Annotated in this window: 19 protein-coding genes and 1 pseudogene; 13 read left to right on the top strand and 7 right to left on the bottom strand. The window is 73.4% G+C overall.

Translation table 11 applies throughout. From position 1 onward, the window contains the following. Nucleotides 1–35: 35 nt before the first annotated feature. Nucleotides 36–872 (bottom strand): undecaprenyl-diphosphate phosphatase, encoded by an 837-nt coding sequence (locus tag ABZ721_RS35500; protein WP_358792908.1) that lies wholly within the window; start codon nt 870–872, stop codon nt 36–38. Between the two features lie 447 nt (nt 873–1,319). Between ABZ721_RS35500 and ABZ721_RS35495 the strand changes: the two genes are divergently transcribed. Next, the gene (locus ABZ721_RS35495) at nt 1,320–1,751 is read left to right on the top strand and encodes a YchJ family metal-binding protein (protein WP_358792931.1); all 432 of its coding nucleotides are present in this window, start codon (nt 1,320–1,322) and stop codon (nt 1,749–1,751) included. 10 nt (nt 1,752–1,761) lie between these two features. On the opposite strand, the gene ligA is transcribed toward ABZ721_RS35495, so the two are convergent. Beyond that, nucleotides 1,762–3,840: an NAD-dependent DNA ligase LigA gene (ligA, locus tag ABZ721_RS35490; RefSeq protein WP_358792907.1), complete on the bottom strand. Its 2,079-nt coding sequence runs from the start codon at nt 3,838–3,840 to the stop codon at nt 1,762–1,764. A gap of 60 nt (nt 3,841–3,900) precedes the next feature. Here ligA and ABZ721_RS35485 point away from each other — a divergent pair, with 60 nt between their 5' ends. Further along, on the top strand, nt 3,901–4,071 hold the full coding sequence (locus ABZ721_RS35485) for a hypothetical protein (RefSeq protein WP_358792906.1): 171 nt from the start codon (nt 3,901–3,903) through the stop codon (nt 4,069–4,071). A gap of 18 nt (nt 4,072–4,089) precedes the next feature. Here the strand turns inward: ABZ721_RS35485 and ABZ721_RS35480 are convergent, their stop codons facing one another. After that, nucleotides 4,090–4,710, bottom strand: coding sequence for a HutD family protein (locus tag ABZ721_RS35480; RefSeq protein ID WP_358792905.1), 621 nt, complete (start codon nt 4,708–4,710; stop codon nt 4,090–4,092). Nucleotides 4,711–5,218: 508 nt separating this feature from the next. Between ABZ721_RS35480 and ABZ721_RS35475 the strand changes: the two genes are divergently transcribed. From ABZ721_RS35475 to ABZ721_RS35450, 6 genes and pseudogenes are all read left to right on the top strand, one after another. Further along, nucleotides 5,219–5,680 (top strand): NUDIX domain-containing protein, encoded by a 462-nt coding sequence (locus tag ABZ721_RS35475; protein ID WP_358792930.1) that lies wholly within the window; start codon nt 5,219–5,221, stop codon nt 5,678–5,680. Nucleotides 5,681–5,918: 238 nt separating this feature from the next. Continuing rightward, the gene (locus tag ABZ721_RS35470) at nt 5,919–7,097 is read left to right on the top strand and encodes a lactonase family protein (RefSeq protein ID WP_358792929.1); all 1,179 of its coding nucleotides are present in this window, start codon (nt 5,919–5,921) and stop codon (nt 7,095–7,097) included. Between the two features lie 153 nt (nt 7,098–7,250). Beyond that, a pseudogene (locus tag ABZ721_RS35465) lies at nt 7,251–8,936 on the top strand (NPCBM/NEW2 domain-containing protein); the annotation flags it as partial. Further along, nucleotides 8,928–9,392, top strand: a complete 465-nt coding sequence (locus ABZ721_RS35460) for an NPCBM/NEW2 domain-containing protein (protein ID WP_358792928.1) — start codon at nt 8,928–8,930, stop codon at nt 9,390–9,392. The pseudogene ABZ721_RS35465 and the gene ABZ721_RS35460, both read left to right, overlap by 9 nt. Before the next feature lie 175 nt (nt 9,393–9,567). After that, complete coding sequence (locus ABZ721_RS35455; RefSeq protein WP_358792904.1) at nt 9,568–10,062, top strand: peroxiredoxin; 495 nt, start codon at nt 9,568–9,570, stop codon at nt 10,060–10,062. 168 nt (nt 10,063–10,230) lie between these two features. Beyond that, the gene (locus ABZ721_RS35450) at nt 10,231–11,916 is read left to right on the top strand and encodes a serine/threonine-protein kinase (RefSeq protein WP_358792903.1); all 1,686 of its coding nucleotides are present in this window, start codon (nt 10,231–10,233) and stop codon (nt 11,914–11,916) included. A 32-nt stretch (nt 11,917–11,948) separates the two neighbouring features. On the opposite strand, the gene ABZ721_RS35445 is transcribed toward ABZ721_RS35450, so the two are convergent. Further along, nucleotides 11,949–13,187 (bottom strand): MFS transporter, encoded by a 1,239-nt coding sequence (locus ABZ721_RS35445; RefSeq protein WP_358792902.1) that lies wholly within the window; start codon nt 13,185–13,187, stop codon nt 11,949–11,951. Between the two features lie 507 nt (nt 13,188–13,694). On the opposite strand from ABZ721_RS35445, the gene ABZ721_RS35440 reads away from it, so the two are divergent. Continuing rightward, a complete protein-coding gene (locus ABZ721_RS35440; RefSeq protein WP_250974274.1) occupies nt 13,695–13,868 on the top strand; it encodes a hypothetical protein in 174 nt (57 codons plus the stop codon). Between the two features lie 381 nt (nt 13,869–14,249). On the opposite strand, the gene ABZ721_RS35435 is transcribed toward ABZ721_RS35440, so the two are convergent. Continuing rightward, nucleotides 14,250–14,804 carry an SRPBCC family protein gene (locus tag ABZ721_RS35435; RefSeq protein WP_358792901.1) on the bottom strand — a complete coding sequence of 185 codons (555 nt, stop codon included), beginning with the start codon at nt 14,802–14,804 and terminating at the stop codon, nt 14,250–14,252. Between the two features lie 226 nt (nt 14,805–15,030). Here ABZ721_RS35435 and ABZ721_RS35430 point away from each other — a divergent pair, with 226 nt between their 5' ends. Next, a complete protein-coding gene (locus tag ABZ721_RS35430; RefSeq protein ID WP_358792900.1) occupies nt 15,031–15,492 on the top strand; it encodes a universal stress protein in 462 nt (153 codons plus the stop codon). On the opposite strand, the gene ABZ721_RS35425 is transcribed toward ABZ721_RS35430, so the two are convergent. Together ABZ721_RS35425 and ABZ721_RS35420 are read right to left on the bottom strand one after the other, a co-directional pair. Continuing rightward, on the bottom strand, nt 15,476–16,060 hold the full coding sequence (locus ABZ721_RS35425) for a winged helix-turn-helix domain-containing protein (RefSeq protein ID WP_358792899.1): 585 nt from the start codon (nt 16,058–16,060) through the stop codon (nt 15,476–15,478). The two genes, ABZ721_RS35430 and ABZ721_RS35425, sit on opposite strands and share 17 nt — an antisense overlap. Before the next feature lie 309 nt (nt 16,061–16,369). Continuing rightward, complete coding sequence (locus ABZ721_RS35420) at nt 16,370–16,588, bottom strand: hypothetical protein (protein WP_358792898.1); 219 nt, start codon at nt 16,586–16,588, stop codon at nt 16,370–16,372. Nucleotides 16,589–16,801: 213 nt separating this feature from the next. Between ABZ721_RS35420 and ABZ721_RS35415 the strand changes: the two genes are divergently transcribed. The 3 genes from ABZ721_RS35415 to ABZ721_RS35405 all read left to right on the top strand — a co-directional run bounded on the left by ABZ721_RS35415 (nt 16,802) and on the right by ABZ721_RS35405 (nt 19,790). After that, a complete protein-coding gene (locus ABZ721_RS35415) occupies nt 16,802–18,877 on the top strand; it encodes an FUSC family protein (protein ID WP_358792897.1) in 2,076 nt (691 codons plus the stop codon). A 121-nt stretch (nt 18,878–18,998) separates the two neighbouring features. Beyond that, complete coding sequence (locus ABZ721_RS35410; protein WP_358792896.1) at nt 18,999–19,187, top strand: hypothetical protein; 189 nt, start codon at nt 18,999–19,001, stop codon at nt 19,185–19,187. Between the two features lie 54 nt (nt 19,188–19,241). Further along, entirely contained in the window at nt 19,242–19,790 is a 549-nt protein-coding gene (locus ABZ721_RS35405) for a flavoprotein (RefSeq protein WP_358792895.1), read from the top strand. The last annotated feature ends 45 nt before the right edge of the window (nt 19,791–19,835 follow it).

Genomic DNA, 19,835 nt, shown 5'->3' with positions numbered 1-19,835 from the left:
TTCCCCGGCACACACGTGGCGGATTCCGCCGGGCCTCAGGCGTCCAGAACGCCGGTCCCGAGCAGGGAGAACAGCAGGATCCCGATGATGACGCGGTAGACGACGAAGACGTTGAACGAGTGCTTGGCGACGAACTTCAGCAGCCAGGCGATCGAGGCGTAGGCGACCACGAAGGACACCAGGGTGCCCACGGCGAGGGGCAGCGCGTCGACGCCGCCGCCGGTGGCGTCCTTCAGCTCGTACAGGCCCGCGCCGGTCAGCGCCGGGATGGACAGGAAGAACGAGAGCCGGGTGGCGGCCAGCCGGTCCAGGTCGAGGATCAGGCCGGTGGAGATGGTGGCGCCGGAGCGGGAGAAGCCGGGGAAGAGCAGCGCGAGGATCTGGGAGCTGCCGACGATCATGGCGTCCTTGAGGGTGATCTCGTCCTCACCACGCTTGAACCGGGCCATCTGCTCGGCCACCCACATCACGACGCTGCCGCCGATGAGCGAGCCGGCCACCACCCACAGCGAGGCGAGCGGGCCGTCGATGAGCGGCTTGGCGAGGAGGCCGACGACGACGATCGGGATGGTGGCGTAGATGACCCACCAGGCGAACTTGTAGTCGTGGTTGTCGCGTTCGCCCTTGTCGACGATGCCGCGCCCCCAGGCGCTCGCGAACCGCACGATGTCGCGGAAGAAGTAGACCAGGACGGCGGCGATCGCCCCGACCTGGATGACCGCCGTGAAGCCGACCACCGCCTTGTCGTCCACCGGGATGTTCATCAGCCCCTCGGTGATCTTGAGGTGGCCGGTGGAGGACACCGGGAGGAATTCGGTGAGCCCTTCCACCACTCCGAGAATGGCGGCTTGGCCGACGCCGATGGCGCTCATTGGTCCGTCCCTGGAATTCGCGTCGAATGACCGGCTTGGCGGCGCCGCTGTCAGCGGGGGCCCTCACGGGCGCACCCAACGTCTACAAGATTGTAGACGCTGCGTGCGACTGTAGAGGACGGCCTGCCCACCGGGCGGGCCGGGACCAGAGTAGCGAGGGCGGCGCACCCCTGAGACCGGCATGCCCCCTACCCCCTGGCCCGATCCGGGAGCAGCATCGAGACTGTGGCGGGATCAGCGGATCTGGCAGCCTGTGACGAGTGCGGCCGTACCGATCGGACGGTGCGCGACCTCGGCCTGCGCGCGCCCCTGGCCCTGTGCGACGCCTGCTTCCGCGCGCTGCTGGAGGTGCGGGTGAACCGCCAGCCGCTGCCGCTCTCCCAGATCCTGGACGACGTCCGGCGCCCCGCTCCCGGCCACGGGTGGCCGGGCCGTCACACTGAACACGTGACACGCAACAGTGAACGGACGACACGGAACAACGCCCGCCCCCCGGCGGCGGCCCCCACCGCCCCCTGCCCCTGCGGGCTGGACGCGTCCTACCGCGACTGCTGCGGCAGGCTGCACAGCGGCGAGGCCGCGGCGCCCACCGCGGAGCGGCTGATGCGCTCGCGCTTCAGCGCGTTCGCCGTCCGCGACGCCGCGTACCTGCTCAGGACCTGGCACTCCACCACTCGGCCGGCCGACATCGCGTTCGAGCCGAAGCAGCAGTGGACCCGGCTGGAGATCCTCGGGGCGACGGGCGGCAGCGCCTTCCACACCGAGGGCACCGTCGAGTTCCGCGCCCACTACCGCCTGCGCGGCCACGAGGACTCGCAGCACGAACTCAGCCGCTTCGTCCGCGAGGACGGGCTCTGGGTCTATCTGGGCGAGGCGTAGCGCGGGACGCTCACGGCACGAGGTCGCCGAGCAGCTCGGCGAACTCCTCCGGGGTGATCACCCTGATCCCCAGCTCCTCGGCCTTCGCCCGCTTGGACCCCGCCTTCTCCCCCGCGACGAGCAGGCCGGTCCGCTTCGACACGCTCGACGAGGCCTTGCCGCCCGCGCTCTCGATCAGCTCGTTCATCCCCGTGCGGGACAGCTCCGCCAGCGCGCCGGTCATGCTGCCGGTCACCACCACCGTCAGGCCCGCCAGCGGCCCGGCCGCGACGGACTCGGCCGGCTCCGCCGCGTCGTCCTCGCCGGGCATCCGCGCCGGTACCCCGGGCTCGGCCATGTTCACCCCGGCGGCTGTCAACTTGTCGATAAGGGGAGACAGTTCGGCGATCTGGGCGACCACGACCCGGGCCTTCTCGGCACCGATCCCGGCGACGCCCTCCAGGGCGGCGGCGTCCGCCGCGCGGATCGCCTCCATGGTGCCGAAGTGCCGGGCGACGCGCCGGGAGATGCTGCGGCCGGTGCCCAGGACGCCCAGCGCGCAGAAGACCCGGTTCAGCGGCCGGTCCTTGGCGGCGGCGATCGTCGCCAGCAGCTTGTCGGCGCTCACCTCACCCATGCGCTCCAGCGCCAGCAGCTGCTCGCGCTCCAGGGTGAAGACGTCGGCGAAGTCGGCGACCTGGCCGGACTCCACCAGTTGGACGATGAGCTTGTGCCCCAGACCGTCGATGTCGAGGCAGTCGCGGGCCACCGCGTAGCGGATCGAGGCGAGTTGCCCGCACTCCCGGCCGCGCACGCAGCGCCAGCGCTCCTGAGCGGTGTCGATCTCGGAGGCGCAGCGCGGGCACACGGCGGGGAAGACGATCGCGGTCTCGTCCCCGGTGCGGAGCTGGACCACCGGCGCCTCGATGCGCGGGATGATGTCCCCCGCCTTGTAGACGGTGACCTGGTCGCCGATCCGCAGGTCCCGGCGGGTGATGTCGGCCGGGTTGTGCAGCGTCGCGTAGGTGACGGTGCTGCCGTCGATCTCGACGGGTTCCAGCACGGCGCGCGGGGCGATCACGCCGGTCCTGCCGACGTTCCACTCCACGGCGAGCAGCCGCGTCACCCGCTCCACGGCGGGGAGCTTGTAGGCGATCGCCCAGCGCGGGGCCCGGGAGCTGAACCCGGCCTTCTCCTGGTCGGCCGGATCGTCCGCCTTGATCACCACCCCGTCGATGCCGAAGGGCAGCGCGGCCCGCAGCGCGGCGATCTCCTCGACCCGGTGCTGGACCTCCTCGATCGAGGCGCAGGTGCGCAGCCCCACCGGGGTGGCCCCGGTGGTCCGCACGCCCGCGGCGGCGACGATCTCCATGACGCGGCTGTGGGGCAGCGCCGCCAGTTCGGCCGAGCCGCCCTCCAGCGGCAGTCCCGAGTAGGCCCAGAACGTCATCTCGATGACGTACGGCCGCTCCTTCGCCCGCAGGGTGCCGGCCGCCCCGTTGCGGGGATTGGCGAACGGAGTGGCGCCGAACTCGGCGCGGGTGCGGTTGGCCTGCTCGAACTGCTCGACAGTGAGCAGCACCTCACCGCGGACCTCGAACGTCATGGGGGTGCCGAGACGCTCCGGCAGCCCGACGATCGTCCCGATGGCGTGCGACACGTCCTCGCCGTGGGTGCCGTCGCCGCGGGTGACCAGCTGCTCCAGGCGGCCCTCGCGGTAGCGCGCGGCCACGGCGACCCCGTCCAGCTTCGGTTCGACCGCGTAGCCGCTCGCCACCGGTCCCCCGAGGCGCTTGGCCAGCGAATCCGCCCAGGCCGCGAGCTCGGCGGCGTCGAAGACGTTGTCGAGCGACATCATCCGCGCCGAGTGCTCCACCTCGCCGGCCGGCACCGCGCCGCCCGCGACCTTCCCCGTCGGGGAGGCCGGTGCGATCTCGGCGGGGTGCTCGGCCTCGTAGGCCGCGATCGCCCGCGCCAGCCGGTCGTACGTGGCATCGTCCAGGCGGGAGTCCCCGCCGCCGTAGTAGGCCGCGGACGCTTCGGTGGCCTCGGCGACGGCCCGCGCGTACGACTCGGCGTCGGCCGGCTCGGCCGTGATGATCTCGGTCATGGGTACATCGTGCCGCCCACCACTGACAACGGCCCGGGCCGGCGTGGCAGAGTGGGCGTCATGAGCTCCCCGCACCCCGCGGACGCGGCGGAACCGGCCGGTGCCGGCGGCGAGCCGGAGGGCGGCGAGGCCGCGTGCTGGCTCGACCGCGTCTGCCCGCAATGCGACGCGGTGGCCGACGGGCCCCCGCCCGCCCGCTGTCCGCGCTGCGGCGCCGAGTCGCGCGGCTGATCCCCGGGTCGTGCCGTCCTAGAGCGCGTCGCCGACCGGGCTGATGGTGATGACGGCCGCCCGGCCCTCGGACCGCAGGTGCGCGCCGCCGGCGTCCGCCCCCGTCACGAGCACCGCGTCGAAGCGGGCCAGCTCGCCGGCCGGGGCGTCGGCCGAGACACCGGCCGGGCCGGAGCCGTCGTCCAGGGCGAACGCGACTCCGTCGTCCAGGGCGACGAGGAGCACGGACCGGTGCTCGGGGACCTTGGCCGTGTGCGTCCCGTCCACGATCCCGACCATGGCCGCCGCCAGGCCGCGCCGGGTCATCACGTTGAGGTTGACCAGCGGCCCGCCCGTCAGCCGGCAGCCGGTGGCGGCGTCGCCGGGGAACGCGAACGGATGCAGCGGGAGGACCGGCGGGCGGGCGTCCCCGTCGATCGTCAGCACCATGCCCGCGCCGTCGACCACGGTGATGATCCGGTCGACACCCGGCAGGGCGGAGTACGGCCCGTCACGCACGACGTCGGCGAGGCTCACCCGCCAGTCGAAGTCGCCCAGGCCCGCCCCCGGCGGGTCCGCGGTGATCTCACGCGTCACGCCGCCACCGTTGCTCCACGGCGTCGGCACCCGGTCGCCGGCCCGCAGGATCCGCGTCTCCATGCCGTCGATGCTCCCGGCGCGGCGCCGGTCACGTCAAACGGTCCGCGCACAGCACGGCCCTCCGAGCGGGCGTCCCCCGGGCGCCCGCGCGGAGGGCCGACGCGCACGCCACCCCGCCCCGCCTCGGTTTCGGGGCGGGGTGGGACGTCGTGACGGCATCACGGCGTCTGACGGCGTCTGGGAGGCGGATGGCGCGAACGCCCGCTGAACGCCGCTTCTCGTGTCCGCCCACGCCGGGCCGGGTGTGAGCGGACCGTGCCTTCGCCGTGGCTCCTTTCGGCCGCTGTACGGGAGTTCTGGAACTGCCCCGATCGTCCCGCCTCCCCGGCCCGCGCGGCAGCGTGCGAACACCGTCCGCCGGAGCGCGGTGTTCGCACGGGTCGTGAACCCCGCACCCCCCGGTCGGGGCTGCCGCACAATGGGCCGACGTACCCCCGACGAAGGGATCCCCGTGGCCCGTCCCTCGGCCGCCGGCACCGACGGCGCGCTCGCCCCCGCACTGGATTCGATGACCCTGCTCGCCGCCGCCGTCATCGTGCACGACGCCGACCGGCAGCGGGTCGTGCTGCTGCGGCGCGGTCCCGGCGCGAAGTACTGCCAGGGCAAGTGGGACCTTCCCATCGGCAAGAGCGAGCCGGGCGAACCCGTCACGGCGACGGCCGCGCGCGAACTGCGCGAGGAGACGGGCCTGGTGGTGGAGGCTTCGGCGCTGCGCCTGGCCCACGTCATCCACGGCGCCTGGGGCGTCGAGTCCCCCAACGGCTTCGTCACCGTCGTCTTCACCGCCCACGACTGGTCGGGGGAGCCCGTCAACAGCGAGCCGGAGAAGCACTCCGCGGTCCGCTGGTTCGACATCGGGGCGCTGCCCGGGGAGATGGTGCCGAGCACCGGCCACGCCCTGCGCTGCGTCCTCGGCGACGGTCCGCGGATCTCGCTGCACGGCTGGCAGGATCCCGCCCCCGGCCGGTAGCCGCCCCGGCGCCCCGCACACCCGGCGCGACCTGGGCCGACCCGCACGCCCGCACGCGGACAGGGGTGCGGACGGCGGCCGGCAGGTGGCCGATTGATGATCTGCGGGGGTGAATTCGTTGCACCACGCGCAACACGCGTTGCGACAGTCGACGGACTCTGCTCATCTGGAGCACCGCACAGCAGCGGAATCGGCAACGCAGTACCGGGAGGTGTGTCGCGTGGAGGACAACGCAGGCATGGGCAGGCGGGGCCTGCTCGGCGCCGCGGCGGCGGCAGCGGCCGCCACGGTGGGCCTGGGGTGCGCCCCCGAGGCGACCGCGGCACGGGCGGACCTGCCGGCGGGAGCGGCGCGGGGGCCCTCCGCCGCCGGACCCCGGCCGCTCTACCTCGGCACGTACACCTCCGTGAGCGGGGGCGGCAAGGGCGTCGCGCTGGCGACGTACGAGCCCGCGACCGGTGCGATCACGTCCACCGGTGTGGTGACGGGCGTCGCGGATCCGTCCTTCGTGGCGCTCGGCCCGTCCGCCGCCACGCTGTACGCCGTCAACGAGCGCTCGCCCGGCACCGTGACCGCCATCGCCCTGCACGGCGGCACCGGTGGCGCGCCGAAGGTCCTGGGCACGCGGCCCACCGGCGGCGACGGCCCCTGCCACCTGTCGGTGCACCCGAGCGGCCGCTACCTGCTCAGCGCGAACTACGACTCGGGCAGCGTCGCCGTGCACCCGATCGGCCAGGACGGCAAGCTGGGCGCGCGCACCGCCCTGGTGCGGCACAGCAGCCCGGCGCCGGGACCCGGACAGGACGGGGCGCACGCCCACGAGATCCTCACGAGCCCGGACGGGCGGTTCGTGATCGCCGTCGACCTCGGCAACGACACCGTGTACACGTACCGGCTCGACGAGGCGGCGGGCACCTTGAAGCAGGTCTCCTACGCCGCCCTGCGGCCCGGCGCGGGCCCGCGGTCGCTGACGTTCCACCCCGGCGGGAAGTTCGCCTATGTGGCGAACGAGCTGGACAACACCGTCGTGGTCTGCGGCTACAACGCCACGACGGGCAAGCTCAGCCCGGGCGCGCCGCAGTCCACGGGGACCGGGAGCGTCAAGAGCTACCCGGCGCAGCTGCTGGTCTCCGCCGACGGAGCGTTCGCGTACCTCGCCAACCGTGGCCACAACAGCATTACCCGCTACGCCGTCGAGTCCGCCGGCGCGACGCTGCGCCTGCTGGACACGGTGCCGGTGGGCGGCGACTTCCCCCGGCACATCGCCCTCGACCCGACGGGCCGGCTGCTCTTCGCCGCCAACCAGAATTCCAACACGGTCACCGTCCTGAACGTCGACCCGGCGACCGGGAAACTCACCTCGGCGGGACGGCCGTTCGCCGCCCCCGGCGCGGTGTGCGTGCTGCCGGCGCCGTAGCCGCGTCGGATCCCACCCGCAGGACCCACGACCCGGAAGCGCACCGCGCTTCCGGGTCGTACTTCTTGACATGTCCGGTCAGTACCGCTGTGATGTGGTTGCTTTCGTTCGACACCGTTGAATTGTGCGCCATTTACCCCCACGGAGCCGCACATGCAGCCCGAACGGCACACCATCAGACAGCGTTTGGCGGCGCTGGCCGCCTCCCTCGCACTCGTCACCGGCGGCGGGGCACTCGCCGCCACCGCCGCCGTGACCGTGCAACTGGCCACGGCGGCACCCGCCGCGGCCGTCGACAACGGCCTGGCCCTGACCCCGCAGATGGGGTTCAACAACTGGAACTCCACGCACTGCCGGGCGGAGTTCAACGAGGCGATGGTCAAGGGGATCGCCGACATCTTCGTCTCGCAGGGCCTCAAGAGCGCCGGCTACACCTACGTCAACATCGACGACTGCTGGGCCCTGCCCAACCGTGACGCCTCGGGCAACCTCGTACCCGACCCGGTGCGCTTCCCCAACGGGATCAAGGCCGTCGCGGACTACGTGCACTCCAAGGGCCTGAAGTTCGGCCTCTACTCCAGCGCCGGCACCAAGACCTGCGACAGCGCCGGCTTCCCCGGCGGTCTCGGCCACGAGCAGCAGGACGCCGACCTGTGGGCGTCCTGGGGCGTGGACTACCTCAAGTACGACAACTGCAACAACACCGGGGCGGACGCCCAGACCCGGTACAAGGCCATGGGCAACGCCCTCAAGGCGACCGGCCGCCCGATCCTCTACAGCATCTGCGAATGGGGCTCCAACCAGCCCTGGAACTGGGCCGCGAACGTCGGCAACTCCTGGCGCACCACCGGCGACATCAGCGACAGCTGGTCCAGCATGATCGGCATAGCCCACCAGAACCAGCCGCTCGCGCCCTACGCCAAGCCCGGCGCGTGGAACGACCCGGACATGCTCGAGGTCGGCAACGGCGGGATGACGGACACCGAGTACCGCACCCACTTCAGCCTCTGGTCGCAGATGGCCGCGCCCCTGCTGATCGGCAGCGACCTGCGCAGCGCGAGCGCCGCCACCCTCGCCATCCTCAAGAACACCGACGTCATCGCCGTCGACCAGGACAGCCTCGGCAAGCAGGGCACCGTGGTCTCCAACTCCGGCGGCCGGGTCGTCATGACCAAGGCACTGGCGGGCGGCGACCGGTCGGTGACCCTCACCAACGAGAGCGGCTCCGCGCAGACGATCTCGACGACCGCCGAGGCGGCCGGGATCGGCGGCGCCTCCTCGTACGCGCTCAAGGACCTGTGGTCCAAGCAGACCAGCACCACCACGGGGACGATCAGCGCGACGGTCCCGGCGCACGGCACGGTGATGTTCCGGGTCACGCCCGGCAGCCCCGTCCCGCCGCCGACCGGCGTCAACCAGCTCAGCGACCTGCCGATGACGTCGGCCACCAACGGCTGGGGCCCGGTCGAGCGCGACCGCAGCAACGGCGAGCAGGCCGCGGGCGACGGGCGCACCCTCACCGTCAACGGCACCACCTACGCCAAGGGCCTGGGCACCCACGCCCCCAGCGAGATCACCTTCTACCTGGGCGGCAGCTGCCGTTCGGTCAACGTCGACGTGGGCGTGGACGACGAGGTGTCGACCAACGGATCGGTGGTCTTCCAGGTCTACCGGGACAGCACCAAGGTCGCCGACAGCGGGGTGCGGACCGCCGGTGACGGCCCGAAACACCTCAGCGCCGACCTGACCGGCGGAAGCCGGCTGCGGCTGGTGGTCACCGACGGCGGCGACGGCATCAACTACGACCACGCCGACTGGGCCGACGCCAAGCTGGCCTGCGGCAACGGCCCGGCGGCCGGCACCAGCGCGCTCAGCGACCTCACCTGGACGTCGGCGGTGAACGGCTGGGGCCCCGTCGAGCGCGACCGCAGCAACGGCGAGCAGCCCGCGGGCGACGGGCGCACCCTCACCGTCAACGGCACCACCTACGCCAAGGGCCTGGGCACCCACGCCGCCGCCACCGTCACCTACTACCTCGGCGGCACCTGCACCTCGCTCACCACGGACGTGGGCGTGGACGACGAGAAGACGGCCGACGGATCGGTGGTCTTCCAGATCTACCGGGACGCCACCAAGGTCGCCGACAGCGGCCTCGTCACCGTCAGCGACGCCGCGAAGCACCTGACAGCCGATCTCACCGGCGGCCTGGAGCTGAAGCTCGTCGTCACCGACGGGGGCAACGGCAACACCTCCGACCACGCCGACTGGGCACTGCCCCGCCTCACCTGCGGCTGACCGGCACCGCGGACCACCGGCCGGACGGGCGCGCCCCGTCCGGCCGGTGGTCACCCGAACGACCGGGGCCTGCCCGGCCTGCGGCACGCGACCGGGCAGGCCCTACCATTCCCGCAACACGGTGATCGCGTTCCGCCGCCGGGCGGGCGCCGACGCCGAGCCCGAGGGAGCGCACATGTCCAAGCAGCCCGCCGTGGGTACACCGGCCCCCGACTTCACCCTTCCGGGGCTCGTCCTCGCCGGCCCCGACGCGGACGCGGCGGAACGGGCCGACTACGCGCTCGCCCAGCAGCGCGGCAACCCGCTGCTCCTGGTCTTCTACCCCGGCGACGACACCACCGTGTGCACCAAGCAGCTGTGCTCCTACACCTCCGACCTGGACCGCTTCACCGGCCTGGGCGCCACCGTGTGGGGTGTCAGCCCGCAGGACCTGGACAGCCACGAGTCCTTCGCCCGCAAGCACCGCCTCGGCTTCCCGCTGCTGGCCGACACCGAGCGCACCGTGGCCAAGGCCTACGGCATCGCCGTCCCCGGCCTCGGTCTGCGCCGCTCGGTCTTCCTGCTCGACGGCGAGGGCACCGTGCGCTGGAAGCACGTCGCGCTGGCCGGCCTCACCTTCGTGAGCACCGACGTCCTGACGGAAGAGCTGGCCAAGGTGCAGGCCGGCTGAGCGCCCGCGGCCCGTCCGCCGAACGTCGGACACGGCGGCCGGCCGTCCTCCATAATCGAACGCGCTCCCGTGCAACCACCCGTCGAGTACAGGCGTCCACTCAGCGACCGGTAGTTCGGCGGAACATCCGCGCCGGAGCCCATCCGATTCGACGAGGTGCGCCCGACGATGACCGACCCACAGGATTTCAGACGGTCCGAGCCCGAGTGGTCCCTTCCCGGCTACCGCGAGCTGCGGGTCCTGGGACAGGGCGGCTGCGGCAAGGTGGTGCTCGCCGTCGACGAGCACAGCGGCGCCGAGGTCGCGGTCAAGTACCTCAACGAGGAGAGCCGGACACGGGCCGGCCTCCTCAGCAGCTTCCGCTACGAGGCGCAGCTCCTGCGGCAGCTGGACTCCCCGCACGTGGTGCGCGTCTACGACTATGTGGAGGCGCCCGAGGGCGCCGCGATCGTCATGGAGCTCATCGAGGGCGTGTCGCTGGGCGCGATGCTGCGGGCGAACGGCGCGGCCGTCCCCGAAGCGGCGCTGTCGATCCTGAAGGGATCGCTGCTCGGTCTGGCCGCCGCCCACGCGGCGGGCGTGGTGCACCGCGACTACAAGCCCGGCAACGTCATGGTCTCCACCAACGGCGTCTCCACTCTGGTGGATTTCGGCATCGCGGTCCGCCAGGGCGCCGACGCCCCGAGCGCCGGCACGCCGCCCTACATGGCACCCGAGCAGTGGCGCGGCGAGCCGGCGTCACCCGCCACCGACGTCTACGCGGCGACCGCGACGTTCTTCGAGTGCCTGACCGGCGAGCGCCCCTACACCGGGGCGACCATGGCCGAGCTGGCGGTCCAGCACATCACCGCCCCGATCCCGGACCACCGCGCCCCGGAGGAACTGCGGGGGCTGATCGGCCACGGGCTCGCCAAGAACGCCGACGAACGCCCCGTGAGCGCCACGGCGTTCCTCGCCGAACTCGAAGCGGCGGCCGGCATCGCGTACGGCCCGGACTGGGAGCGCCGCGGCCGCCGGGCGCTCATCGCCCTGGTCGCCCTGCTCGCCGCCCTGCTGCCGAGCAATCTCGGCGACGCCGCGCCCCCGCCGTCCGCGCCGCCCCCGCAGGGCGCCGGCGCGGGCCTGCCGATCGGCCACGGCAGGAAGCCGCGGCTGCCACGCGGGCGGGCAGCGGCCTTAGTGGCCGGCTCGGTCGCCCTGCTGGGCCTGGCGGCGGCGGGCACGGTCGTCGCCCTGGCCGGCGGCAGCCACAGCCCGCACCGCACGGGTGGCCTGTCGGCCCCGCCCTCGAGCTCGTCCACGCTGCCGGGCACCGTCGCCGCTCCCGGCACCACGCCTCCGGGCGGAGCGACGGTCGGCCCGAGCCTGACGACGAGCCCGTCCACGTCGACGTCGGCGTCGACCCCACCGACCCCGACGGACACCACCGCCACCACCACCCTGACCACCCCACCCACCACACCACCGACGACTCCCCCGACCACGGTCCCGACGACGGTGCCGACCACGGCGACGACGAAGCCGCCGGTCCTGGTGGTCACCTCCGCCTCGGTCGACTCGTTCGCCGCATCCGGTGGGGCGACCGCGGCGGCCACCTTCTCGATCGGCAAGGGCAGCACCGGTCCGTTCACCATCACGATCACCTGGTACGACGCGAACAGCGACGGCACGCCCGTGGCGACGGACGGGGCCCCCGACACGATCACGTTCAGCGGGGAGTACACCTTCAGCAGGTCCCACACCTTCACCGGGGCCGTCTGCGACAAGAAGTGGGGCGTCCGGATCACGACGAAGCCGGCCACCGGCCAGGGCACCGCCTATCTGTCCACCGCGGTCCGTGCCTGCGGCACATAGGACCGCTGACCGCGCGGCCGAGCGCTACCGCGCTACGCCACCGGGTCCCGCCCGTCGTACCGCGCGAACCTCGGCTGGAGAGCCGCCAGTACGCCGACGACCGCGATGCACGCCACTCCCCCGCCCACGATGGCGGCGGCGGGGGAGAAGAGGTCGGCGGCCGAGCCGGCGACGAAGTCGCCCAGGCGGGGGCCGCCCGCGACGACGACGATGAAGACGCCCTGGAGGCGGCCGCGCATGTCGTCGGGTGCGGCCGCCTGCAGCATCGTGTTGCGGAAGACCATGGAGACGGTGTCGGCGCAGCCGGCCAGCGCAAGGAAGAACAGGCCGAGCCACAGGTTGCGGGTGAGGCCGAAGACCGCGACGGCCGCGCCCCAGCAGGCCACCGAGATCAGGACGGCGAGCCCCTGGCGGTGGATGCGGCCGAGCCAGCCGGAGAAGAGGCCGCCGAGGAGCGAGCCGACGGCCGGGGCGGCGGTGAGCAGGCCGACGGTCTTCGCGTCGCCCGCGAACCAGAGGACGGCGATGGCGGGGAAGAGCACGCGCGGCTGGGCGAGCACCATCGCGGCCATGTCGGTGAAGAACGTCATCCGCAGATTCGGCCGGCCGCCCAGGAAGCGCAGCCCGTCCAGGACGGAGGCCCAGCCGCGCCGGGTGCCCGCCGCCTTCGAGGCGTCGCGCTCGGGGGTCATCGAGGGCAGCCGCCACATCGCGTAGAGGGAGGCGGAGAAGGTGACGACGTCGATCAGGTACGCGGCCTGGTAGCCCCACAGGCCGACGAAGACGCCGCCGAGCATGGGTCCCGCCATGGTGCCCAGGCCGCCGGCGAGCGAGGCCAGGGCGTTGGCGGCGGGCAGCTGCTCGGCCGGGAGCAGGCGCGGGATCATCGACGAGCGGGCCGGGGAGTTCAGCGCGAAGCAGACGGACTGCAGGGCGACGGTCGCGTACAGCAGCCAGACCTGCCGCAGGTCGAGCAGCGCGCTGGTGGCCAGGACCCCGGACAGGACGGTCGCGCCGCAGGCGCTGGCCAGGCCGAGCTTGCGGCGGTCCACGGCGTCGGCGATGGCTCCGCCGTAGAGCCCGAATATGACGAGCGGGACCAGGGAGCACAGGCCCACCAGGCCGACCGAGAAGCTGGAGCCGGTGATCGCGTAGACCTGCAGGGAGACCGCCATGGCGGTCATCTGCTGGCCGATCCAGGAGACCAGGTTGCCGAACCACAGCCGGCGGAAGTGCGGTGACTCGCGCAGCGGGGTCAGGTCCGCGAGCACGCGGCCGACGGCGAGGCGGGGGGTCCGGGCGGGTGGCGGGGTGGCGGCCGTGCCGGGTGCGGCCCTCCGGGGTTCCGGGGGTTCGGCCGGTTCTTCTGATCGCTTGCTTCGGAGCACCCGGCACGGTAACAACCGCGCCCCCGGCGCCCGCGCGGCGGGGTCACCCGGCCTCCGGCCATGCCCTCACAGCGCGCAACCCTTGAGGAGCCCTTGAGTGGCGCGCATGTGTACTGGGGTTCTCTTAGGGGTGACTCAACGGGGAAATCGGCTGGTGACAACCGGTCGGCGGGCTTACTCTGAGCGGAACGAACAGGATCACCGGGCAGCCAACCAGCGTCCCAGACCCTGTCCGGGGAAGCGGCCATCCACCACGACCGCTGTTCCGGCTCCGCACCAGGCGCCACCGCGTCCGCACCTTGCTCGATACATATGCCCCACCGGGTGTCCGACGCCCGGTCGTAGGCCGCGTCGGCGCATCCGGTTCACTCGAAGGAAATGGAGTGCGCGGTGACACCCGAGAAGACCAAGCAGCGTAACCAGGCCACCCCCGGACTAGGTGAGTGGCCGCCGCCGCTGAAGGAAGTGCGCAACCTCGATGTCTGGGCCCGGTCCGCGCCGATCAAGCTGGCGGGCTACGAGGACGACATGGCCGAGTCGCACATCCTGCGGAGCATCGACTAGGCAGACCTGTCAGCGGCAGGCAGAGGTGGCGCGGGAGCGGATCCCGCGCCACCTTCGCGTTGTGCGCCGCCCGCGCGGTGCGCTGCCTTCGTGCAGCGGTGCGCTGCCTTCGCGCAGGGGCGCGGCCCTGACCCGGTGCCGGGTGCCTCGGCGCGGTGGGGCCCGGATCTCGGCCTCGTGGCGCGAAGTGGACGATCGTCCTCGGGTCGGCGGACCGTCGCGGGGATGCCGGAACAAAAGGATGCCCCGGCCAGGACGGGGGGACCGGGCCGGGGCAACTCAGGGGAAAGGTGCGGTTTCCCGCCACCTTTCCTACTTAGTTTAACACTCAAGGAGTGATGTTCGACCGCACGGGAGTCCCCCGATTCCGCGGCTGTGTCGCTAGGCGCCGACGCCCGGCCACACGGCCCCGGCGGGCGGGGCGTAGTCGAAGGGCTCGGGGGCGGCCGGGGACGGTTCGGCGGGACGGACGGCCTCCAGCGCGCGCGGCCGGACGTGCAGGCCGCCGAGCGCCTCGCCCAGCTTGCGGGCGTCGACCGGCAGGTCGCGCCGCCAGGCCATGGCCACGACCGGCGAGAACAGCGCCATCCCGGCCGCCAGCGAGCTGTGCACGGAGAGCCGGACCAGCGTGTCCTCGCCGTGGGGTATCAGTTCGAAGCCGTACTCGGGCACCTGGGTGCCCAGCGGATTCCACATGCGCTGGCCCCGGAACACGATGTGCCGGCAGGGCTCGTAGCCGGCGCAGACCAGCCGGTGGGCCCGGTGCCGTCCCGGATAGCGGTAGCGGTACTCGGCGTTGGCCCCCGGCGGCACGGCGTCCGCGTCGACGCCGGCGACGCCCGAACTCCACAGTGAGAGGTTCCGGGCATCGGCGAGGAAGTCGAAGACCTCGGCCGCGGGCCTCGACACGATCACGCTGGTGGTCACCCTGGGCATCGCAAACCTCCCCGTTGCCGGCCGTCAGGTCGGCTTGGCTGTTGGCTCTCAGATGCGGGCGGCACGACGGCGGCCCGGGAGCCGCAGGACCCCAGGTCCTTCGTCCGACTCCTCACCGAAAGCCTGCATCCCAAAAGCCCGCGTGTCGTGGCGATGCGGCCATTGGAGTGATCACGCAGGTGGGGGGCGCCCCGGGGCCGAGGGGGCGGCAGGTTAGCCTCAGAGGGTGGTGGACAAGGAGCCCGCGCCCTTCGAGCGCGGCACGGACGGGCCCAAGGTCATCGTCGTCGGAGCGGACGGTTCCGAATCCTCGTGGCGGGCGGTGTCCTACGCCGCCGGCCTGGCGCGGCGGCAGAACGCGCTGCTCGCCGTCGTCTATGTGCAGCCGGTCATCGTCACCGGGGCACTCCTCGGCGCCCCGGTGGGCGAGGTGACCACCGAGGTCGCCGACGAGCTGCAGGCCGAGATCCGCCGGTCGGCGGACCGGCTCCAGGGGATATACGACATCCGCTGGGAGTTCCACACCTTCCGCGGCGACCCCTACAACGGGCTGGTCGCCGCGGCCGAGTCGCTGACGGCCGACGCGGTGGTGGTCGGCGCCTCCGAGCAGGCCGGCCACCGCATCGTCGGCTCGGTCGCCATCCGGCTGGTCAAGGCCGGGCGGTGGCCGGTCACCGTAGTGCCGTAGCCGCCACCGGCGCGTATTTGTAGCCCACCCGGCGGACGGTCACGATGCTGCCGCGGTGCTCCGCGCCGAGCTTGCGGCGCAGCCGCGCCACGTGCACGTCCACGGTGCGGCCGTCGCCCACGTGCCCGTAGCCCCAGACCGTGGTGACGAGCTGGTCGCGGGAGTGCACGCGGTGCGGGTGGGCGACGAGATGGGCGAGGAGTTCGAACTCCAGGTAGGTCAGGTCGAGCGGGCGGCCGTCGACGGCCGCGGTGCGCCGCTCGGTGTCGATCCGGACCCGGGCGCCGAGATCGGGCGCCGGTTCCGGCACCGCCTCGACCGGCACCGGCCCCGTCTCCGCGGGGACCAGCACCAGGTAGCCGACCATGCGCTGCTGGCCGGGAACGGACGGCAGCACGTGGCCGGGCGCCGGCAGCCAGGTGGCGCCGGGCGGCAGGAAGTCGGGGGCGGGCGGGACCTCGTCGGGGCGTACGGCACGCAGCCGGGACCGGAGCGGGGTGGTGGTCCCCGCGGCGGCCGACTGGGCGAGGCTGACGGCAGGGTGGTTCAGGGACTGGGTGTTCGACATGGGTTCGGCTCTTTCGCGCGAAGGGTCGTGAGGACGACGTATTGCGCGGTACCGGAATCCGTACTGCTGACGGCGACGGCCGAAGGCCGTGGTCCGCAGGTCAGCGGGGAGTGCGGGTCCGCGCGGCGATCGCGCGGCAACACTCTCGGTCGAAGTGGTGTCCCTGCCGGGACGGCCAGAAGGGCTCAAGGTCGGTACGACCTGTCGCGATGTCACTGGGGCTGGCCATGGGCCCTATTGAACCAGAAGCCACGCCCCGCGCGGCAGGGGGATGCCGCCGGGACGTGGATTCCGGTCAGTTCGAACGCGTCACATGGGTAGCGGTGCCGGGTCGGGCACCGGCTCCGGACCCGGGGTGGGCCCCGGTCCCGGCAGCGGCGGGCCCGGCGGCAGCGGGCCGGGGCCGGGCTGCGGCACCGGGCGCGGGACCGGGTCGGGCTGTACGGGGTCCGGCCCCGGCGGCGTCGGTTGCGGGTCGGGCACCGGAGGAACGCTGGCCCGGATGACGGTCCGGTCGGGATAGGCCATGGACTTCTCCTTCGCTTCGTGTCGCTGTGCGGCCGTGCCGTTGTGCTGCGCCGCCCGCCGGTCGGTCTGCCGGTCGGCGCCGACGCGGCCGCGGGCCGCGCCTACCCATCGACCTGCGGACTACGCACGGGTCCGCACGGCGTGCGCGTGTGATGCGCACGCCGCTGGAGGGGAAAGGCCGGTCGCGCGGCGTTTCCCCCTATCCTCTGGATCATGACCTGGTTGCGCGCGCTGAAGGAGACCGGCCGCTCCGGGTTGCAGGTCGAGCGGACCCGGCTGGAGCCCTTGGTCGCCGTCCGCGGCGCGGCCGGGGTCGCGATCGTGATCGGCCTGGCGCTGTGGCTGTCCTCCCCCACCGTGGCCGCCTCGTCCGCGTTCGGCGCCTTCGCCGCGGGGATCGCCACCTTCCAGCGCAGCTGGCGCTCGCGCCCGGTGCTCGCCCTCGCCGCGGGCGCCGGCCTGGCCGTCAGCACCTTCCTGGGGTACCTGGCCGCCTCCCACCTGCTGGTCTTCGTCCTGCTGCTGGCCGTGTGGACGTTCCTGGCCGGAATGGCCTGGTCGCTGGGGCCGACGTCGGGCATCGTCGCGGCCCTGACCGTCGCCGTCATGCTGGTCGTCGTCACGCTGCCCACGTCCGCCCTGAACGCCCTGGAGCACGCCGGGGTGATCGCCCTCGGCGGGCTGGTGCAGGCGGCGCTCATCGTGCTGTTCCCCATCCGCCGCTGGGGGGCGCAGCGCGACGCTCTCGCGGACGCGTTCGCCGCCGAGGCGGACTACGCGCGGCGGCTGCGGCAGGATCCGCACGCCCCGTTCGACTACGAGCCGTTGATGACGGCGCGCAGCGCGGCGGCGGTGACGCCCTGGGAGGCCCGGCGCCGCCCGGAGGAACTGCACGGCAAGCGGGCGCTGGCGGAGCGCATCCGGCCGGTGCTGGCGTCGCTGGCCGATCCCTCGGTCGGCGCCGCAGCGGAGGGGCCGGAACGGGACCGGGCCCGCGAACTGCTGGCGGCGTCCGCCACGGTGCTGGACGCCGTCGCCCGCGCGATCCGGCACGCGAAGCCGGTGAAGCCGCCGAAGGAGGTCGGCTCCTTCCTCGCGGTGCCGGAGCCGGAGGCGGAGCTGACCGGTTCGGCACGCCGGGTCGCCGCCCGCCTGATCAGCCTGCTCGCCGCCGCCGTGGAGAGCGCCAACGGCTCGGGCCCCTCGGACGCCACCGAGTCCGCCCACCTGCTGCGCCCCACCCTGCCCCGGCTCGTCCCGCTGGCCGCGCGGGCGATGCGCCGCCAGATGCGCTGGCAGTCGCCGATCCTGCGGCACGCGGTGCGGATGTCCGCGGTCGCCACCGCGGGGTATCTGCTCGGATCGGTGCTGCCGCTGGGGCACGGCTACTGGGCGCCGATGGCCTCGGTCATGGTGATGCGCCCGGACTTCTCCCAGACCTACGCGCGCGGCGTGGCCCGTTTCGCCGGCACGCTGGTGGGGGTCACCGTCGCCACCGGAGTGATGCAGGCCGCGTCGCCGGGCGTCTATCTCTGCGCGGGGCTCGCCGTGCTGTGCATCGCCCTGATGTACCTGCTGATGCGCACCGGCTACGTCGTCTCGCAGGCCTGTGTCTCGGCGTACGCGGTCCTGCTGCTGGGCATGGCGGGCGGCGAGTGGACCCAGGCGGTGCTCGAGCGCGTGCTGCTGACACTGCTGGGCGGGGTGCTGGCGATGGCGGCCTACGCGGTGTTCCCCGCCTGGGAGACCCCGCTGCTGCGCGACCGGCTCACCGAGCGGATGGAGACCATCGCGGGTTACACGGCCGCCGTGCTGGAGGGCTTCGCCGATCCGGCCGGGCGGCGCGCCTCGACGGTGCGCGAGGCCCTGCTCGAAGCGCGCGTCGCCGGCGCCGCCTGGGACCAGGCCGTGGCGCGGGCCGACGCGGAACCGGTCCGCCACCGCGGGCTGTCCCGCCGGGCCGCGCAGGACGCGGACACGGCGCTGTCGGCGATGGGGCGCGTGGGCATGCTGATGGAGGCGCACCTGCCGGGCCGCAACGCCGACGCCATACCGGCCGCCGCGGACTTCGCCCGGGTGCTGCGGGAGGCGGCCGCGGAGTCGGCGCAGGCGGTGCGCGACGGGGAGCCGCCGCGCTGGGACGCGGCCAGGGCCGCCCTCGACGGCTGGCCGGGCGACTCCACCCAGGAGCGCATGGTGCGCCGGGGCGTGGAGCTGCTGGTGGAGACCCTCGACGAGTTCCAGGAGGCCCTGCGCTCCCGCTCCGGCACCCAGGTCCCGCCCGTGTGAGGTCCGGGGAGCCGTGATCGGGCGTGTGCCGTGATCCGGGGAGCCGTGATCGGGCGTGTGCCGTGATCTCGTGTGCCGTGATCCGCCTCCCCCGCGGCGGGTTCGTCCGTAGGGTGGGCGGATGGCCGCCCAGAGCTGGAAACCCGTCCTCGCGGCGGTGTCCGCGCTGCTCTCGCTCCTCGCCGTCGTGCTGGTCCTGCCTGCGCTGACCGGCGCCGTCGGCTGGTCCGCCGTGATCGCCGCGGGCGCGCTGGCCGCGGTGGCGGGGACGGTGGCGCTGCTGCCCGCCGGCGCCGGACGAGACCACTGACCGCCCGCCCAGGGCTGGTTGCGCTTGATCGTCCGGCCGGTATGTGATGGGGCCATGGACTCTCGCACCCTGTACCTGTTCGGCTCCGCCGCTCCGCCCGTCTTCGACATCGCCCGGGTGATCGACGAGGCGCAGGTCGACGGCTGGGACGTGTGCCTGGGCCTGACCCCGACCGCCGCGCACTGGCTCGGCCACCATCTCGACGGGCTCGCGGCGCTGACCGGCCACCCGGTGCGGTCGCAGTACAAGCTGCCGGGCGAACCGGACGTCTGGCCCCCGGCCGACGTGATCCTCTTCGCTCCGGCCACGTTCAACACCCTCAACCAGTGGGCGCTGGGCATCACCGACCACTTCGTGGTGGGCGTCGCCGCCGAGGCCATCGGCAAGGGCATCCCGACGGTGGCGATGCCGTGCCTGAACTCCGCCTTCGTCCAGCACCCGCAGTTCGAACGCTCCCTGACCGACCTGCGGCTGGCCGGTGTGACGGTCCTGTACGGCGAGGACGGCTTCGTCCCCAACCGCCCGGATGAGGACCAGCCGGCCGACTACCCCTGGCACCTGGCCCTGGCCGCCACCCGCAACGCGGCCCCCGCCGCCCGGTGACCGCACGGCCGCGGGCCCCCCCCCCCGGGCGGGGGGGGGGGGCGC

It is taken from the genome of Streptomyces sp. NPDC006733, from assembly GCF_040636125.1.
GTDB lineage: Bacteria > Actinomycetota > Actinomycetes > Streptomycetales > Streptomycetaceae > Actinacidiphila.
This window is presented reverse-complemented; position numbering and strand designations above follow the sequence as displayed.

Bases quoted from the DNA above. Each gene is read 5' to 3' on its own strand.
- ABZ721_RS35415 (WP_358792897.1), top strand. From the start codon at position 16,802: ATGACCTGGTTGCGCGCGCTGAAGGAGACCGGCCGCTCCGGGTTGCAG.
- ABZ721_RS35450 (WP_358792903.1), top strand. From the start codon at position 10,231: ATGACCGACCCACAGGATTTCAGACGGTCCGAGCCCGAGTGGTCCCTT.
- ABZ721_RS35425 (WP_358792899.1), bottom strand. From the start codon at position 16,060: ATGTCGAACACCCAGTCCCTGAACCACCCTGCCGTCAGCCTCGCCCAG.
- ABZ721_RS35405 (WP_358792895.1), top strand. From the start codon at position 19,242: ATGGACTCTCGCACCCTGTACCTGTTCGGCTCCGCCGCTCCGCCCGTC.
- ABZ721_RS35455 (WP_358792904.1), top strand. From the start codon at position 9,568: ATGTCCAAGCAGCCCGCCGTGGGTACACCGGCCCCCGACTTCACCCTT.
- ABZ721_RS35435 (WP_358792901.1), bottom strand. From the start codon at position 14,804: ATGCCCAGGGTGACCACCAGCGTGATCGTGTCGAGGCCCGCGGCCGAG.
- ABZ721_RS35470 (WP_358792929.1), top strand. From the start codon at position 5,919: ATGGGCAGGCGGGGCCTGCTCGGCGCCGCGGCGGCGGCAGCGGCCGCC.
- ABZ721_RS35475 (WP_358792930.1), top strand. From the start codon at position 5,219: ATGACCCTGCTCGCCGCCGCCGTCATCGTGCACGACGCCGACCGGCAG.
- ligA (WP_358792907.1), bottom strand. From the start codon at position 3,840: ATGACCGAGATCATCACGGCCGAGCCGGCCGACGCCGAGTCGTACGCG.
- ABZ721_RS35420 (WP_358792898.1), bottom strand. From the start codon at position 16,588: ATGGCCTATCCCGACCGGACCGTCATCCGGGCCAGCGTTCCTCCGGTG.
- ABZ721_RS35480 (WP_358792905.1), bottom strand. From the start codon at position 4,710: ATGGAGACGCGGATCCTGCGGGCCGGCGACCGGGTGCCGACGCCGTGG.
- ABZ721_RS35485 (WP_358792906.1), top strand. From the start codon at position 3,901: ATGAGCTCCCCGCACCCCGCGGACGCGGCGGAACCGGCCGGTGCCGGC.
- ABZ721_RS35410 (WP_358792896.1), top strand. From the start codon at position 18,999: ATGGCCGCCCAGAGCTGGAAACCCGTCCTCGCGGCGGTGTCCGCGCTG.
- ABZ721_RS35500 (WP_358792908.1), bottom strand. From the start codon at position 872: ATGAGCGCCATCGGCGTCGGCCAAGCCGCCATTCTCGGAGTGGTGGAA.